The sequence below is a fragment of the Candidatus Latescibacterota bacterium genome, assembly GCA_019038625.1.
Taxonomy (GTDB): Bacteria; Krumholzibacteriota; Krumholzibacteriia; order Krumholzibacteriales; family Krumholzibacteriaceae; genus JAGLYV01.
In genome coordinates this window covers 20720-38576 of record JAHOYU010000235.1, presented here as the reverse complement: position 1 = coordinate 38576, position 17857 = coordinate 20720, and the positions used below count along the sequence as shown (strand labels likewise).

Genomic DNA, 17857 nt, shown 5'->3' with positions numbered 1-17857 from the left:
TCTCTGGTATGGAGGACGCCTTGTCATAGACAGCGAACTCGCTCCGGCAAATCTGATGATGTTCCTGGTCGCGATGCTATGGGTAGTCAGCCCTATCAAGAACCTGAGCAAGTTAAATAATGTGATCCAGGAGGCTCTGGCATCAGGGGAAAGAGTATTTCAAATCCTCGATATTCCCACCGAAAGCGACCGGTCCGGGGAAAGAAAGCTCGACACAATAGAGAGGAACATCATCTACAGGAGTGTCAGCTTCAGTTATGAGGATGGGCCGGAGGTGTTAAGCAACATAGATCTGGAGATAACACGCGGTGAGGTAGTAGCTCTTGTCGGTCCAAGCGGCGCAGGGAAAACCACGCTCGCCGACCTGCTTCCAAGGTTCTATACTCCTGGTTCGGGATCCATTTTGATAGATGACGTGGATATTAGAGATATCGAACTCGGGTCGCTTCGATCGATGATGGGAATAGTCACCCAGGAGACCATACTTTTCAATGATACGGTCTTTAATAATATTGCGTACGGACTCGATGACTGTGATCCCTCTGCGGTTGAGGAGGCTGCGAAAGCTGCCAACGCTCACAGGTTCATCTCCGAAATGCCCGAAGGGTACAGCACGGTGATAGGTGACCGTGGAACACAACTATCCGGGGGGCAGAGGCAGAGGCTGGCTATTGCCAGAGCTCTGCTAAAGAATCCGCAGATACTTATCCTGGACGAAGCGACAAGTTCTCTCGATGTCGAAAGTGAGTCGCTGGTCCAGGAGGCGATAGACAGGCTCGTTAAGGGCCGTACCACACTGGTCATAGCCCACAGGCTGTCCACGATAAAAAATGCGGACAGGATCGTCGTGGTAGAAGATGGAAGAATATTACAGTCGGGCACGCACGAGGAGCTGATCGGTGAAGAAGGGACATACAGAAAACTCTATCACCTCCAGATCAGAGCCTGATCGTATTCTGGTCATGGGTCCGAACTGGCTGGGAGACGCTGTCATGTCCCTGCCAGTTTACGACGTACTTCGTGTTCGGTTTCCTGAAGCATATATCTTTGCGGGTTGTCCTGAATATGTCAGGCCTGTTTACGAGCGTTCGGAATCTATAAACGAGTTGATCACCTGGAAAAAGGGAGAAGGTCCGTGGGCAAGAGCAGCGCGGATCCGGGAAAAGACGAAAGGTGGCCTGGCAGTCACATTCATACTGCCGCCTTCCTTCTCATCAGCCCTGACCGCATGGCTGGTCATGTCAGGACAGAGGGTCGGATATGGAACTGACATGCGAGGACTACTTCTGACTGGAAGCATACACCGGCGGATGCTCCGAGAATGTCACTTGACGGAGGCATATGTGCGTCTTGTTGACAAGTGGGACAGAGTCACTACAAAAGAGATCCCGATTCCCCGAATAGGCCACATCAGAAAGGGATCGGCTGCTTCCATAAAGGCCGGAATCGAGGGAAAGTATTTTATTATCGCCCCAGGAGCAAAATATGGTTCCGCAAAGATGTGGCCGGGAGAACGCTATTCTTCGTTGATCGACAAGATCAACAGGGAGACGGGATGGCTGCCGGTATTGTCAGGTTCGGTCTCAGAGAAAGATGTTTCATCGGAGATAGTGTCGGGGGCACAGGTAAAATGTCTGGACTTGACTGGAAAGTCCTCAATCACCGAGATGATGAATATTATGGATGATGCGGAACTGGTCGCGGGAAATGATAGCGGGGCTGTGCATGTAGCGGGAGCACTCGGAGTGCCGGTCGTGACGATGTTTGGTTCGACAAGTCCACGCTGGACAGCACCGAGGGGGGCAAATGTCCGGGTATTGAGTTCCAGGACCCAATGCTCGCCATGTTTTAAAAAAGAATGTCCACTCGGGACAATGGAGTGTTTCGATGAGATAACAGTCGAGAAAGTCATGGATGAGGTGAGGTCAGTAATATCCATGGGCGTGGAAGAATAAATGGAAGGAAGTGCCTGAAGTGGGTGGATTGGACAAGGGAATATTCATAGACGCGGTCAGAAGCTGGAAGGGACGAAAAGTCGTCGTGTTTGGCGATATGATACTGGATGAGTTTATCTACGGCCGGACTGACAGGGTATCACGTGAGGCTCCAGTAGTCATCGTCCGCTATGACGGGTCGGATCATTGTCCTGGAGGAGCTGGCAACGCGGCGCAAAATGTCGCCGCTTTGGGTGGCAGGGCGGTGCCGATAGGTATAGCGGCCAATGACGAGAGTGGCACGAGACTCAGAGAATATTTCAGGGAAATGAATATTCCATACAGAGGCGTCGTAAGTATTGGAAGGAGAGCGACAACAACAAAAACGAGAGTCATGGCTGGTGATTATCATGCTCAGAAACAACAGATCGTAAGGATAGACCGTGAAGACAGGGAAAGGCTCGAGAAATTGGAAGAGGACAGGATTCTTTCCATCCTTGAGAAGAAAACTGCCGGAGCCGATGCGGTCATCCTGAGTGATTACGGGCAGGGCATATTTTCGGATCGCGTGATCAGACGCTCAATAACTATATGCAAAAAAGCCAGGATCCCGGTCGTCGCGGACTCGAGGTTCGGGATAGAGAGATTCAATGGTGTGACAACAGCTACTCCGAACGAAGTCGAAGCCGCGAGAGCTGCTGGAGTGGATATCAGCATCACTGGTGCTCTTGAGAAGACGGGAAGAAGGCTTATCGATACGCTCTCTGCCAGTTCGTTGCTTGTTACCAGGGGAAGGTTCGGGATGTCCCTTTTTATAAACGGGGAAAAAAGGATAGATATCGGTGTGACGGGCAGTCCAGAGGCAACCGATGTGACGGGGGCAGGAGATACTGTGGTTTCAGCCGTGGCATTATCCCTCGCCGCCGGATACGATATGAAGACAGCGATGATTCTTGCAAATACCGCGGCCTCAGTCGTGGTTATGAAAAGAGGAACAGCAGTGGCATCTCCTGAAGAAATAATCAAAGTACTTGAAAACGCCGGTTGAACGGGAGATTTTGAATGAAGATCGGCGCAATTCTGCCTCACCTTCTGCTTTTCGGAGGGGTTCGCAGGTATATCGAGACGGGAAATGTTTTCGTAAGCAGAGGTCATCGATTCGTTCTTTTCACCCCGGAAGGGGACAGTCCCGACTGGATTGATTTTAAGGGAGAAGTAAGGCCAATATCTTCTCTGAGAGATCATGATCTGGATGTGCTGGTTACCGGTTCTCCCGAATTTACCGGGCATCTCGATGATAGTGGCGCAAAGAAAAATATTTTTTATATCCAGATAGAAGGTGTATCCCGTGAACGAGAAATAGCGACTTCAGGGAAGTACGGGATCATGGTGAATTCGAAGGGACTAGCTGAGCGAATAAGGCGGAAATATTCCATCCCCGTAATAAACGGTGTGGGAGGTGTGAATCCGGCAACTTTTTATCCCCTGGAAGATTCCCTGGATAAAACGGAATGTCGGACACCTGGAACCAGTCCGGTCGGAGTAATCTGTTATGGCAGGAGGTCGAGACCGAGAAAAGGGACCAGGTTTGTCATAGACGCTGTGAAACGTCTCAGAAGGAAGGGATTTGATATCCGTCTTTATCTCTTCGATAATCGTACTACCGAAGAAAAAGATGTAAGGGTGGGGTTCGATCCAGGTGTACCGTTTATATATTATCTTGATCTTTCACAAGACAGGATGGCGGCGATGTACGGGAGTTCTGATATCTTTGTCTCGGCGGAGAGAAGGGCGGGATGGAGCAATACATCAGCAGAGGCAGCGGCCTGCGCACTTCCGATAGTGTGTACGAAAAGTGGCACAAGCGACTTTGCGGTCCATGGGAGTTCCGCGATGGTCGTATCCTGGAGAAACCATCTTCCGATAAGCAGAGCGATCGAAAGACTGATACTCGATCCCGATCTGGCCGGCAGACTTGGAATTGAAGCCAGGCGCAGAATCATGGATTATACGTGGGAACGGGTGTGTGATAGAATGGAATCCGGTTTTGCAAGACTTCTTGGGGAATGAGAAAAGACAGGCTGGAGATAGATATATGGAAACATTGGAGTAGAGCAGGAAAGGTAATGTGATGGAGACCGACAAGAAGATATTCTACGAAATTAATGCACTCATGGATGAAATAGTCAGGAGTCATGGTCCTGAGAAGAAGATAGTACTTGCGAACGGTTGTTTTGATATTCTGCACGTGGGGCATGTAAGATATCTATCCGAAGCAGCTGAATACGGGGACATTCTCGTTGTGGCGATAAACGATGACGCATCGACCAGACGGTTGAAGGGAGGGGGCAGGCCAGTTATACCAGGTGATGAGAGAGCCGAGATACTGACTGCGCTGTCTTCTGTCGATTATGTCCTTCTATTTTCGGAAAGCACGGTCGACGGCATTATCAGAGAACTGCGACCTTCCGTTCACGCGAAAGGTACGGATTATACAGAGGAATCAGTTCCCGAGGCCGGGACAGCGATGGAAACTGGTTGCAGGACTGTGATCACCGGCGATCCTAAGGACCATTCCAGCGGTGATATCATAAAGAAGATGCGGGAGGAATGAATTGGATTTCGGAGTCGAAGCTGAAAAGCGAGGCAAAAACCTCAGGATCCTGGTGACCCGGCTACGTTTTCTCGGGGATATAATTATTACGACTCCGGTCATCTCCTCTCTTAAAGAGAGGTACCCCGAAGCGATGATATACTACCTTGCAGATGCGCGGTATGCCGATATCCTCGAAGAGAACCCCGCTCTTGACGGCATCATCAGACTCGAGAAAAATAACCGCTCCTTTCTTAGAACACTTGAATTACTCAGAAGCCTCGATATTACAGCGGCGATCGACCTTTTCTACAACCCTACAAGTGCTAACCTCCTTTTTCTCTCGCGCATTCCAATACGAATAGGAGGAAGAAGAAAATGGAGAAGACATCTGTATACGGATACCTGCCAGGTACCTGTCGGAGTACGGAGCGCGGTCAGCCACCATCTGCACTTTATTGATGGTCTGGAATGTGATGTGTCGGAGAGACGACCCAGGGTATATCTTTCGGCAGAAGAAGTGGATGCCGGACGAAAGTCGCTGGAAAAATTGTTCCAGGGAAGACGGGGCGAGTTGAAGATAGCGGCTTTTCATGCCGGGGGAACATGGCAATCGAAGAGATGGACAACACGAGGATTTGCTGAACTGGCTAAAGTTATATGCGCAAAAGGACACTATGGAGTCGTTCTGCTCACTGGTCCAGGTGAGGAGGAGGAGAATAGAAGGATAGTCCTGGAATCAGGGAGTGATGTGAAAATTATCCCTTATTCATCTTTGCGGGATACGGCAGCTTTGATGAAAGCCTGCGATGCATTAGTGGCGAATGATGGCGGGATCCTTCATCTTGCTGTTGCTCTTGGACTACCTACGACAGGGATATTTGGTCCGACGGAACCTGATATATGGTTCCCCTATGAAGGTATGGGACCTTTTTCACTTGCAACAAGAAATGAGGATTGCGCTCCATGTCACCTGCATCATTGTGATGAGAGGAAATGTCTGGATCTGATGAAAGTGGAAACAGTCCTTGATAAACTCGTAGAAGTCACAGAATGGACAGACCTGACATGCTAGATATCACTTCAGGGGAAAAGCCCGGTTCGATACTTATAGTGAGGTATTACGCGCTCGGGGATATCGTTCTTTCCTTTCCTCTTGTCAGAGCGCTGAGAATGACTTTCCCCGACTCGAGCATTGACTTTCTGTGCCTGAATAGATTCAGGGAAGCTCTGGATGGGTTCGCGCCAGTGGATGATGTAATAGGAATGGATGGCAGTACGGTGGACAGGTTCAGAACGATCCTGACTTTAAGACGAAAAAAATACGATCTGGTTATTGATCTCCTGAGTTCTCCCGGAAGTTCCCTTATTACGAAGATGTCAGGAGCAGTTAATAAGATAGGCATGGATACCGGGAGAAATAACTGGTGTTTCGACCATATCCTGCCACGTGGAGTGATGCGGAACGGGAAACATGTGAAATGCTATACATTCGATTCGAATCTCGAGACGGGAAGGCTACTGGGAGTAGTTGACGAGGATCCACTTGAAGCTTACAGGGGTCTGAGGAGTGGCAGATACGAGACAGGTTTCGCCGCCGCTGGAGGACACAGGGAATGGGCGAGAAAGTTTCTTTCGGACTTTGGACCTGAAAAAAATGGTTACGCAGGACTTGTAGTCGGAGCGAAATACAGGGCGAAATCCTGGCCGATAGATTATTTTATGGAACTTGCCAGATCGATAGAAAAGGATCTTGGAATGAGGCCGATAGTCATTTGGGGACCGGGAGAGGAGTATTCGGCATCCAGAGTCGCCGATTGTTGCGATTCTGCTGTTAAACCTCCTGAGATGGGGATAGGCAGGATGGGAGCATTGATCGGTGAACTTTCAGTGCTGGCAGGAATCGATTCCGGGCCGAAACATATTGCGGTCATGGAGGGAGTTCCGACTATAACGTTGTTCGGACCTACGGATCCTCATACATGGGATCCCATGACTCAAAAACACAGGGTGCTTTCGGTGGATGTCGATTGCCAGTCGCATGGGCATGGAAATGATGAAGGAGATGGCTGCCTCTCGAGAATAAAACCGCCCGAAGTCCTGGGAGAGATAAGGAAGGTTCTGGGTATTGAGGACAAGGATGTATGTGATGACGGAACAAAATATGAATAAGGTCTCGTTACTTGTCATAACCTTGAACGAGCAGGATAATATTGCGGGTTGTCTCGAAAGTGCAAAGGGAGTGGGAGAGGTCGTCGTAGTCGATTCCTTTTCGATGGATGATACCGTAAAGATAGCTGGTGAGATGGGAGCAAGAGTCTACCAGAGAGAATTTGTTTCGCACGCAAGCCAGAAAAACTGGGGGCTCGATAGATGCGGCGGGGAATGGATATTGATCCTTGATGCTGATGAGAGGTTGTCGCCGGAACTCAGGGATGAGATCGTTCAGGCTTGCGAAAGCGGTGAAAATAATGGTTACTGGCTGAAACGTTCCAATGAATATCTCGGGAAACGAATCCGTTTCTGTGGCTGGCACAGAGACCGTGTTCTTAGATTCTTCAAAAAAGGGAAGGGGCATTATCCGGAAAAATCGGTTCATGAGCGACTTAGTCTCGATGGTAGTGCGGGCTCGTTCATGGGGCGTTTGTTCCATAATCCATACAGTGACCTGTCGGACCATGTCGACAGGATCAGGCGGTACAGCCGGGATGGAGCTAAAGACCTTCTGGAAAAAGGGCGCAGCTGGTTTCCAGGGATACTGCTTAATCCACCTGCGAGGTTTCTGAGGATGTATATACTGCAACTGGGATTTCTCGACGGTATGCCTGGCTTTGTGCTTTGTGTCCTGGCTTCTTTTAATGTGTTTCTTAAATACCTCTTTCTGAGAGAGCTTAAGGGTAGGGTGGAGGCCGAAAAGTGATCGGGACGGGTAGAAGAATTAAAGATGAAAGTCCGCCTGTAGTCTTTTTTGGAGGATATGATCCTCTGTATCCGAGAAACTCGATCATTAGAAAGGGTCTGGAGAGGATCGGCGTAGTAACCGGAGAATGCCGTGCCAGTACAAAACGAAAAGTGCATACCAGGTATCCGGTGCTTGCCTGGAAGTATCTTTCCGGGAAAAAAGGAAAGATTCTTTTTGTCCCTGATTTCAGGCATAAAGATGTTCCCCTTGCATACATACTGTCGAGGGTGACCGGAGGAAAAGTTGTTTTCGATCCACTTGTGTCCAGATACGAGACCAGGGTGTTGGACAGGGGAGATGCCTCAGATGGCTCGGCACAGGCCTGGCACAACAGGAATATAGATCGAGTATCAATGAGTCTGGCAGACCTCGTTCTTGCTGATACAGGGGCTCACGCGAACTTCTATTCGAGTGAATTCAAAATACCAAGAAGGAAGATAGAAACACTTTACCTGGGTTTTGATGACGAAATATTCCGACCAGCTCCAGCGCCCCCGGTAGAGAAGATTGTGAAGGTGCTCTTTTATGGTTCATATCTGCCACTTCACGGGGTAGAGACGATAATCGAGGCAGCAGGGCTTCTCGATTCCCATACTCTGGAAATCACTCTGGTGGGAGGGGGACAGACGTTCGGGCAGGTAAAGGAGCGGGCCAACGGATTAAGGGACGGTGCGGTGATCTTCAGAGAGTTTATGAGCCAGAATGAGTTGGTAGAAACAATATCCAGATCACATATAGTACTCGGAGTATTCGGGACGACGCCCAAGACCGGAATGGTCATCCCCAATAAAGTCTTTCAGGCAATGGCTGTGGGCAGGCCGGTAATCACTGCCGGCACTCCCGCAATCGAAGAGATATTCAGGCCGGAACATGATATTCTGACTATACCAGCCGGAAATCCAAAGGCGCTGGCGGATGCTGTTGAGAGGCTGGCTGAAGACGGAGGACTCCGAAACAGGATTGCCGAGAATGGAAGTCAGGCGGTCTGTGATCGATTCAATCCGCCAAGGATAGCCGAAAAACTGCTCTCATTGCTCGAGCATGAGGGTATCTTTATTTCATCTACTTTCGATAGATAATATTAAAACAGGAGACTTTCCCGGCGATTGTGCATGCGCCTTGCAGATACTGTTTATATGAAAGACCGGATGACCATCATCCTGTGCGGTGTAACGATGGTAACTAATTGCAGGAGAAACGATTATGTGTCACATCGAAGGTAATGCAAGAGGTAGGATACACATTTTGAAGGTGACATCAGCAGCACTCATTATTGTCCTGATTTGTGGACATTCAATTCTTTCTGCCGAAAAGGAAACAGGTGATGATAAGACCGATCATTCAATTTCTGTGAAAGGAACCCGGAACCATGGGATTGCGGAACTCGAAGGCTATGAACTGGTCAATGTCTTTCCCCGGACTGTTCCCTTCGGCGAAGGAGAGAATCTCATATTTTCGATTCGGTACGGACTGATCACAGGCGGAGAGGCTACTCTGGAGATCCGGAATATGGCTGTACTCGACAGTGTGCTGTGCTACCACATCGTCTCGGTAGCGAGGACGAACGGTGTGTTTGACAGGATATTCAAAGTCAGGGACAGGCATGAGTCGTTTATGGAGTATAAAGACCTCTATTCCCTCAGGTTCATAAAACATCTCAGGGAAGGGAAATACAGGAAGGACAGGCAGGTCGATTTTGACCAGAAGGCTCATCTTGCCATCTACAGCGACAAGACGGTCCCGATCGCCCCGAATACACATGATTTTCTTACCGCCCTGTATTACGCGAGGACTCTTCCTCTTGTGCCGGGACAGGCTGTAGCCATGGCAAATCACACGGATTATAAAAATTATCCGATCTATATCAAGTACATCAGACGTGAGACCGTCAAGGTGCCTGCAGGCGAATTCGACTGCATCGTCATCGAGCCGGTCCTGGAGACAAGTACGATCTTTGAAAACAGTGGGAAGTTGACAATCTGGCTAACCGATGATACGGTCAGGATGCCCGTGATGATGCGCTCAAAGGTGATAGTCGGGGCATTTGAAGCTGTATTGAAGGAATTCAGGTTAAGTGATGACAAGATCAGGTTGATCGCCGAAGAGAAAGACGGGGAGTATGACAGGTAAATACAAGGAGTCGGATTTTTCGGGGATCAGGACCATACCGTTTGAGGAGAGAGTAAGCAAGGTCTCCCTTGATGACTACGGAAAACCTGCCAAAGGCGGAAGCGCGTTCAGGGAATGGTTCGATTTGCTGCCCGACCAACTTGCCGGGAGCAGGATAAAAGAGATCGTAAGGTCGATGGAGGAGGCGCGTTCTTCCGGAAAGCAGGAAATCATCTGGATGATCGGAGCCCACGTGATCAAATGCGGACTTCCTCTATACCTGATCGAGATGATGAAGACCGGTTTCATGACTTCCCTGGCAGTAAACGGAGCCTGTGCGATACATGATATCGAGATCGCCTTTTTCGGGAAGACTTCCGAGGATGTTGCTGCGAATCTCAAGAAGGGGATATTTGGTTTTACTGAAGAGACAGCTTCGCTTCTTGCCGAAGCAGTTGATGATGGTGTCACCGATGGGTTGGGACTGGGAGAGGCGATCGGCAGGTATATCAGCAGGAAGAAAGCTCCGAACCGCGACAAGAGTCTCTTCGCATCTGCCTACGAGCATGATATCCCGGTGACGGTCCATATTGCTATTGGCACGGATATCATCAACCAGCATCCGTCGTATGACGGATCGGCTTGGGGTGGATTATCTTACAGGGATTTCAGGATATTCTGCCAGCGTGTCGAAAATTTGGGTTTTGAGGGAGGAATAGTGGTCAACGCCGGATCTGCCGTGATACTTCCTGAAGTCTTCCTCAAGGCTTTCAGCGTGGCGAGAAACAAGGGAGCATCATTTTCGAGGATAACAACCTGCAACCTCGACATTATCCAGCATTACAGACCTGGCGAGAATGTCCTGAATCGTCCGGCTTCGTTTGGAGGACGCTCTATCGCGATCACTGGACATCACGAGATCATTATCCCGATCCTGTATTCAGCCCTTATTTCATAGAGGCGATTGTCTTTATAATGCTGGATCACTTCAGGACAATTCAAAACCAGGATAGATTTGTCGAACCCCATGAACCCCATTATTAAGTATTGACATCATGCCTGGATTTGTGATAGTATCTTCGTAGTACAGGGAGGTGTACGAAGAAACGTTTGCTATAGGTATTTACTTCAGTGCTGGGATTTAGTGGGATGAAGTGAGTTTCTATGGCAGGCGTTTTTTTCTATGCCTTGAAACCCGGGCTGAAGAATCTGGCCTGGGTTTTTTTGGAGGAAAAATGAGTGGAATTCCCAAGTTGAAAGAAATAATGCAGACATCAGAGGGACCCGTGATCACAAATGTTGATATTCCAGAGGTCTGTGATCGTGTAAGCTTCGTCGTTTTAAAGAGAATATTCGATGTGGTTGCCGCAATAGTGATCCTGCTCCTTTTTCTGCCTGTCATTCCAGTAATAATCCTGTTAATAAAACTCGATTCTCCCGGACATATCCTGTTTAAACAGAAGAGAGTCGGGAAGAATGGAAAAACTTTCGATTTTTACAAATTCCGGTCGATGTTCACTGGAGCCGAAAATGTTGTCGGCGTTCTAAGACCACTGAGTGGAGTCGACGGCCCGATCTTCAAGCTGAAGGAAGATCCGCGTGCTACAAAGGTCGGAAGGTTTCTCCGGAGGTCAAGCCTTGATGAGTTGCCCCAATTACTCAATGTTATAAAAGGAGATATGAGTATTGTAGGGCCGCGTCCGAACCTGCCTTCAGAAGTAGCTCATTATCTGCCCTGGCAGAGGAAACGACTCGATGTGATTCCCGGAATAACATGTTTCTGGCAGATATCAGGTAGAAGCCATATTGGTTTTCAGGAATGGATGCGGCTTGACCTTGAATATATCAGAAAACGAAGCCTCTTGACCGATATGATGATCATCATCAAGACAATCCCCGCCGTAATCGCCAGGAAAGGGGCTTATTGACGTTCTGGCATGTATCTTGCCCTAATTCTTGTTTGACAAATTACGCCTAAACAGGTAGATTTGCGCCGACTTATAGATTTAGCAGGGTCGGATGTCAAAATTGAAGACATGAAAGGTAAAATGCGCTGTACGACGTATATATCTGTTGCGGTATTGTGCGGTCTCCTGGTCCTGTACACTGGCTGTGGTGGTGGCAACAGGATGGTAGTGATCAAGGACGGAGAGGTAGAAAAAAAGCCGTTTGACGCTGACAGTGTCCAGTCCGTACCATGGATGGATGAGTATTATATCGGTTATGGTGACGTAATAGACGTGCTGTTCCTGTACAATCAACAATATTCCAGAGAGGCTTTGAAAGTCAGGCCTGACGGAAGAATCTCATACCCTTACGTCGGCGAGGTCGCAGTCGCCGGAAAAACCGCTTCTCAGGTCGACAGCCTCTTGACAAACAAATTCTCGGAAATACTTCGTGTGCCTGAAATAACAGTGATTATACGTGAATTCGAACCTCAGATGGTATATGTGATGGGGCAAGTTGGAAATCCGGGAGGATACGAATATCAGAAGGGGTTGACCCTGATGAGTGCTCTCGCGATGGGACGCGGCCTTAAGGATAGCGCGAAGAAGAATGGGGTTGTCATCGTTAGGAGAGTGGACTGGAACCACATAGTCGGTATAGAAGTCGATGTTAAAAAAATAATCAACGATAACAGATATGACCTGGATGTATCCATGATGCCGTTTGATATAGTGATGGTTCCCAAATCCAAACTTGCTTCGACGGAGGATTTCGTCAGCAGTTTTTCGAGTATTTTATTAAGGCCGATGGACTTGTATCTAAAAGGATGGAATGTCGCGAATATACAGACCGTTTATGAATTCTACAGGGCGACAGGTCAGGCGGCGAGATAAAGATAATGGAAAAAAGGACTGTACAGAAAGAATCAACTATAAAGGATTTTCTTGAAGTAATCTTCAGGAGAAAGTGGGTCATTCTGGGCGTTGTCCTGGTTTCCACTACCCTTGTGATCGCCCTTAATCTGAGAGAACCCGCCATATTCGAATCGACAGGGAAAATGCTTGTCAGGCGCGGCGAAGCGACCGGTGTGTTCAGCCGCAGTGTAAGAACTCTGCCGTGGGAAGAGGAAATATCTTCGCAGATCGAGATGGTCAAATCCCAGGTGGTAATCGAACGAGCAAGGGAACTTGTCGTTGATTTTCTTCCTGAAAGTTATTCGAGCGAAGAAAAAATTGGATTCGGAGAGGTTCAGTCTGGCGTTATTGCTACCTCGAATGTTCTCTGGGTCTCATATTCGGGACTCGATCCAATATTCTGTGAAGCATCAGTGAACGCGATTATAAATTCTTACAAGGAATATTATCAGAAGGTCCGCACTCCTCCCGAGATGGAGGATTTCTTCACGTCCGAAATGAACACGGCAAAAGCCGATCTCGAATACTGGAGAGACAGAAAGACCAGCGTGGAAAAGAAATGGGGGCTGGTAGATATTGCTTTCCAGGTGAGAACCAACTTGTCCAGACTGGAAAAGTATAGATCTGATCTGGAAGAGGTGAGGGACGAGAAGATAAAGTTGGAAAAGGTCATCGAAACACTCAAGGAGTTCAAGTCGAGGGATGTAAGCGAGCTGGCGGCAGGCGCAGCTGCGATTACAGGCGATGGATTGAGGAAATCGCGCCTTGAACAGTATGCGGAAGAATTGGTCGAACTGAGGTTGCGTGAATCGGAGTTTTCCATTAAATATACCGATGATCACCGGGAAATGAAAAAAATCAAACATCAGATAGATGCTCTGTACCCTTACATGGTAGTGGAGATACAGAGCTCAATAGATATCAACAGGAGGAAACTCGAGATCGTGACCGGTCGTGAAAAAAATCTGATGAATCTTATGGGCACTCTTATGGATGAAAGGACTGCCTATCCGGAGAAGGGATTGGAGCTTCATCGTATTGACAGGACTCTGGGCATCCTGGAGGAAAGGCTTGATCTGCTTCAGGAGCAGCATCTGAGTTCCAGGATAAATATGGCCAGTAACCCCGATTATTCAGTGACGATTCTTGCGCCAGCCGCAAGAGCTTACCAGAAGAAGACGAGGGATTATGTGCGCATGGCGCTCGGACCTCTTTTCAGTATGGTCATTGCGCTGGGTTTCGCATTTTTCATGGATAATCTTGACCATTCTATAAAGAACGTAAATGAAGCTGAGGATGCCCTGGGATTTCAGGTGCTTTCAAGCTTCCCTGACCTTGACGGTAAATAGTAGCTATGTACGAAAATTATTACGGATTCAAAGAATTGCCATTCAACGTCACTCCCGACCCAAAGTTTCTATACAGGAGCGAGAGCCACAGGGATGCTTTGGCCTATATTACTTATGGGGTATTTCAGAAAAAAGGATTCATCGCAGTCACCGGTGAGGTCGGTGTCGGGAAGACTACGGTAGTGAATGCGTTTATAGACCTCTTCCAGCCTTCCCTGGAAGTCGCCTTTGTTTTCTCCACCCTTTTTCCTTTCGATCAGTTGTTGTATCTGATCTGCAATGATTTTGGAATCGATGCTGAGAACATGAACAAGGCGCAGATGCTTCTGGCTCTTAACCGTTTTCTGATTTCCCAGTACGAAAACAACAGAAATACGGTATTGATCATAGATGAGGCCCAGAATCTATCTCCCGAAGTCCTGGAAGAATTGCGGATGCTTTCAAATCTGGAGACACGTGACAAGAAGTTGATCCAGATAATGCTTGTCGGTCAACCGGAACTTGAGAATATTCTCAACCTGAATGAATTGCGTCAATTGCGGCAGAGAATCCCCGGCATCTGCAAGATCCCCATGCTGAGCCATGAGGACGTCAATAAGTATATAAAGTACCGACTGGAGATAGCATCTGTTAATAACGGAGGACCGATTTTTACGGATGATGCTCTTGAGGAGATCTACCATTATTCAGGCGGCACGCCAAGGCTCATCAATGTGTTGTGTGACAGGGTTCTCCTCCTCGGATATGTGGCTAACACCAGGACCATCAGCGGCAAGATAGTACGGGAAGGAATAAGAGATCTGGAAAGCAAGGAAAGTCCGGTGATGGATCGAAGGAACGGGCCTATGTAGAGGCTCTCCAGGATGGAAGGGAAATCAATTGAGCAAGATATTTGACGCCCTTAGAAAAGCGGAGACCGCAAAAAAGTCCGGTTCTGGAAAAGTGTCGATACCACGAACCACCAAATCTGTATCCCGGGGTAAGACCAGCTTCATGAAGGGGCTGGATGAGAATTTCCGGAGATCTCTGTTAAATCTTCGAAATGCCATCGATTCAGAGATCAAGAAGCGTGATTCGCGCGTTGTGATGTTTACAAGCGCAGTCGGGGGTGAAGGCAAGACGATGATCGCATCGTATCTTGCCAGGGTACTGGCCCTTGGAGAAACAGAAAAGATCCTGATAATCGACTGCGCGGTCAATAATCCCCAGATTCATGATCTATTCGGTGTGAAGAATGAGAAAGGTGTCCTGGATCTGCTGTCGGGTGAAGCTGAGCTTTCCGAAGTGATAACAGTCCTGGACGAAGGTGCGCTGGATATCATAACGATCGGAACGATAAGAAGTGCGGACATCACTCAGCCTCTATTTAACTCCGAAAGGATGAGAAGCTTTATCAACGCAGTCGGCGAACATTACGATTATGTGTTGGTAGATACATCAGCGATACTTGAGGCTCCCGAAACAGCCATAATCGGGGCATTGTCCACGGGTATTGTAATAGTTGTAGAAGCAGGCAGGACGAAGAGAGAAGTGATAAAAAGAGCGATGACCATGGTTGAGAAACTGGATGGAGAATTCATCGGTTCTGTCTTAAACAAGAAAAAATACTATATCCCCGAGTTTATATACAGGCGGGTATAATTGTCAGGTATAGATAATCATGATAATACGCCGTACGATGAATGCGGGTTTTTCAAGCTAGACAAGAAAGATTCAGGCAATCCCGTGTCTGACTGGTATCTCGGACATTTCAATGGATTTCTTCGAGAATGCGGATCGCTACTTGCCGACAATATAGGACTTGAGGAAACAGAAGCAATCATTCTGGGAGGGAGTTTCGCGCTTGGTGAAGGCGCTATTTCATTTGAGAGTGGAAACCCGATCTTTCTCTCCGACATAGATCTGCTTGTGGTCCTGAACTCGAGGGAGAAACTTCTGGAGTCGCTCTCTCTCAGAAAGGAACTGGGACAGGCATGCGAGGCATTGATTCCGGAGGCGAATTTTATTGGAAGGGTGGATGTCGGCATCGTTCATGTTGATGAACTGCGTTCCTTTCCTCCTTCTCCCGGAATTTTCGTATTGAAGAATCACGGGCAAATTTTGTATGGAAAAGAATCGATTCTCGATATGTTGCCTTCTTTCGATCCTGAAGATATCGAGGTGAGCGAGGGATTGCTTTTGCTGGAAAACAGGATGGCCTCACTTTTGACATGCTGGCCAGGAGATGATCTTGAAGGAGAAGATGAGATATATGGTTTTCTCTATAATATCGCGCGTGGTTATACAGACATATTGACAGGCACACTCATAGCTTCGAAAAGATATATGGCAGGATACCAGAAAAGATGGGCGTATCTCGATGAGAGATGTGATTCGCTTCCTTTCAGGGACCTGATAACAAGGGTCATAGTCAGGAAGACTAGAAAATGGAGTGTCTTCAAGATGAATCCTTCCCTTGATATAATCGAGGTCCTGGACTGCGAATTCAGAGAAATCTATCTTGAGTGCGTTGAAGATATCCTTGAAGCATGGAACAGATGTGCAGCCGTTCTTGAAAACGATGCCGTAGTGCCTTTGACATGGAAAGGATTACAGCATGTTGCCGCATTCCGGTCAGACAAGATTCATGTCGTGGACTGGATGAGGTCGTGGAAACCGATTATGGAGAGGCTCGGTTGGGTGAATATGCTCCGGACGGCAGGATTCCTGGGGAAGGCATTTTTCTCCAGTACTCCCTCTGGAATAGTAAGGGCCGCGTCGGTCCATCTGCTGGCTGTTCTGGTCAAAAACGGGACCGAGAGTCTCGTGGGCAGTCCGCCGGGCGGATTTCCATATTCAGGTGGAAGCTGGGAAGATGGAGCTGACTCGTGCCATCGATGGTGGTCCAGACTTGTATTCGGAAGATAAGATGAGTGATCATAAAAGTAAAAAAGTACTTATAATCATCGATGCTCTAGGGTACGAACTGGTGAATAAACACGCCTTCAGACCCGAAGGTTTGTCGGATGCGGTGAAACTTGAGACAGTTCCCGGGTTCAGCCAGTCCGCTTTGACTTCGATCATGACTGGATCAAAACCGGATAAACACAAATTATGGATGATGTATTCGTTTTCGAAGGAAAGCAGTCCGTTCAGATTCATCCGGTCGGTTCCCGGGATGTCGGATATGTCCAGGCTCTGGGGCAGGCGTCTGTTGAACTGGAAATTGAAACATCTCGACGGGGTGTCAGCTTACTATAACCTTTACGATGTTCCTGGCACGGTACTTCCGTATCTGGATCTTCCTGCTCGAAAGAGACTGTTCGCGCCCGGCAGCGTTCGAGGAGGCAAGACGATATTAGACTATGCATTCCAAACCGGAATGAATGTGAGAGTCTGGGATTACGAAACGCCAGAAGAGAAAGCATTTGAGGAATTGTCTGTTGCCCTTAAAGAAGATAGAAGTGGTTTTTTCCTTTTATATACGGCAGGGCTGGATGCCATTATGCATACGACCGGGACCGGATCGACAGAAACTCTGGAGAAGCTTGGGTGGTACCGGGAGCGAATCGAAAGACTTCTCTCTGAGCAGCAAGATCTGATTCTGGCAGTCATGGGAGATCACGGGATGTGTGATGTGACCCATCATATAGATCTTTTGCCTGAAATAGAATCTGCCGGACTCAGGATCCCTGATGATTATATTCCTTTTTTCGACTCGACCATGGCGAGATTCAGGATCAACGACGTTCACGCTGGAGATAAAATAAGGGCGATCCTGTCCCGTTGTGCTCGTGGGAAAATACTAAAAGAAGACGAACTGGACAGGCTGGGGATCAGTTTCAAAGACGGTCGATTCGGTGATATCATCTTCCAGCTCGATGCCGGGATTATTATTGTGCCGAGTTTTATGGGAAAGACACCGGTAGCGGCGATGCATGGTTACCATCCCGCTGAGGAGAGTATGTTCAGCGCATTATTTACAAATCGGGATGTCGAGTTCTATGGATCCAGAATCACGGATGTGGCTCCATTTTTCAAAAAAACCTTCTCAGAGCAGGCTGGATAGA

18 protein-coding genes are annotated in these 17857 nt (G+C 48.1%); all 18 read left to right on the top strand.

Going from position 1 to position 17857, the window contains the following annotated elements:
- A partial coding sequence (locus tag KOO63_15270; GenBank protein ID MBU8923178.1) for an ATP-binding cassette domain-containing protein occupies positions 1 to 949 on the top strand: 949 nt, incomplete at its 5' end.
- Positions 900 to 1955: a lipopolysaccharide heptosyltransferase II gene (waaF, locus tag KOO63_15265; GenBank protein MBU8923177.1), complete on the top strand. Its 1056-nt coding sequence runs from the start codon at positions 900 to 902 to the stop codon at positions 1953 to 1955. The genes KOO63_15270 and waaF, both read left to right, overlap by 50 nt.
- 19 nt (positions 1956 to 1974) lie before the next feature.
- Positions 1975 to 2982 carry a bifunctional hydroxymethylpyrimidine kinase/phosphomethylpyrimidine kinase gene (locus tag KOO63_15260; GenBank protein ID MBU8923176.1) on the top strand — a complete coding sequence of 336 codons (1008 nt, stop codon included), beginning with the start codon at positions 1975 to 1977 and terminating at the stop codon, positions 2980 to 2982.
- Positions 2983 to 2996: 14 nt separating this feature from the next.
- Positions 2997 to 4004 (top strand): glycosyltransferase family 4 protein, encoded by a 1008-nt coding sequence (locus tag KOO63_15255; GenBank protein ID MBU8923175.1) that lies wholly within the window; start codon positions 2997 to 2999, stop codon positions 4002 to 4004.
- 58 nt (positions 4005 to 4062) lie between these two features.
- Positions 4063 to 4548 (top strand): adenylyltransferase/cytidyltransferase family protein, encoded by a 486-nt coding sequence (locus tag KOO63_15250; GenBank protein ID MBU8923174.1) that lies wholly within the window; start codon positions 4063 to 4065, stop codon positions 4546 to 4548.
- 1 nt (position 4549) lies between these two features.
- A complete protein-coding gene (locus KOO63_15245; GenBank protein MBU8923173.1) occupies positions 4550 to 5602 on the top strand; it encodes a glycosyltransferase family 9 protein in 1053 nt (350 codons plus the stop codon).
- On the top strand, positions 5581 to 6699 hold the full coding sequence (locus tag KOO63_15240; protein ID MBU8923172.1) for a glycosyltransferase family 9 protein: 1119 nt from the start codon (positions 5581 to 5583) through the stop codon (positions 6697 to 6699). Before KOO63_15245 ends, KOO63_15240 begins: the two co-directional genes overlap by 22 nt.
- Positions 6677 to 7447, top strand: coding sequence for a glycosyltransferase family 2 protein (locus KOO63_15235; GenBank protein MBU8923171.1), 771 nt, complete (start codon positions 6677 to 6679; stop codon positions 7445 to 7447). The genes KOO63_15240 and KOO63_15235 overlap by 23 nt, the downstream gene beginning before the upstream one ends.
- The gene (locus KOO63_15230) at positions 7444 to 8568 is read left to right on the top strand and encodes a glycosyltransferase family 4 protein (GenBank protein ID MBU8923170.1); all 1125 of its coding nucleotides are present in this window, start codon (positions 7444 to 7446) and stop codon (positions 8566 to 8568) included. Before KOO63_15235 ends, KOO63_15230 begins: the two co-directional genes overlap by 4 nt.
- 124 nt (positions 8569 to 8692) lie before the next feature.
- On the top strand, positions 8693 to 9619 hold the full coding sequence (locus tag KOO63_15225; protein MBU8923169.1) for a DUF3108 domain-containing protein: 927 nt from the start codon (positions 8693 to 8695) through the stop codon (positions 9617 to 9619).
- Positions 9609 to 10556 carry a hypothetical protein gene (locus KOO63_15220; protein MBU8923168.1) on the top strand — a complete coding sequence of 316 codons (948 nt, stop codon included), beginning with the start codon at positions 9609 to 9611 and terminating at the stop codon, positions 10554 to 10556. Before KOO63_15225 ends, KOO63_15220 begins: the two co-directional genes overlap by 11 nt.
- A 277-nt stretch (positions 10557 to 10833) precedes the next feature.
- Positions 10834 to 11526 (top strand): sugar transferase, encoded by a 693-nt coding sequence (locus KOO63_15215; GenBank protein ID MBU8923167.1) that lies wholly within the window; start codon positions 10834 to 10836, stop codon positions 11524 to 11526.
- 120 nt (positions 11527 to 11646) lie between these two features.
- Complete coding sequence (locus KOO63_15210; GenBank protein ID MBU8923166.1) at positions 11647 to 12438, top strand: polysaccharide export protein; 792 nt, start codon at positions 11647 to 11649, stop codon at positions 12436 to 12438.
- Positions 12439 to 12443: 5 nt separating this feature from the next.
- Positions 12444 to 13808 carry a hypothetical protein gene (locus KOO63_15205; protein ID MBU8923165.1) on the top strand — a complete coding sequence of 455 codons (1365 nt, stop codon included), beginning with the start codon at positions 12444 to 12446 and terminating at the stop codon, positions 13806 to 13808.
- Between the two features lie 5 nt (positions 13809 to 13813).
- Positions 13814 to 14659, top strand: a complete 846-nt coding sequence (locus tag KOO63_15200; protein ID MBU8923164.1) for an AAA family ATPase — start codon at positions 13814 to 13816, stop codon at positions 14657 to 14659.
- Between the two features lie 28 nt (positions 14660 to 14687).
- Complete coding sequence (locus KOO63_15195) at positions 14688 to 15449, top strand: CpsD/CapB family tyrosine-protein kinase (protein ID MBU8923163.1); 762 nt, start codon at positions 14688 to 14690, stop codon at positions 15447 to 15449.
- Complete coding sequence (locus KOO63_15190; GenBank protein MBU8923162.1) at positions 15450 to 16715, top strand: hypothetical protein; 1266 nt, start codon at positions 15450 to 15452, stop codon at positions 16713 to 16715.
- Between the two features lies 1 nt (position 16716).
- Positions 16717 to 17856 (top strand): alkaline phosphatase family protein, encoded by a 1140-nt coding sequence (locus tag KOO63_15185; protein ID MBU8923161.1) that lies wholly within the window; start codon positions 16717 to 16719, stop codon positions 17854 to 17856.
- Position 17857 lies beyond the last annotated feature (1 nt).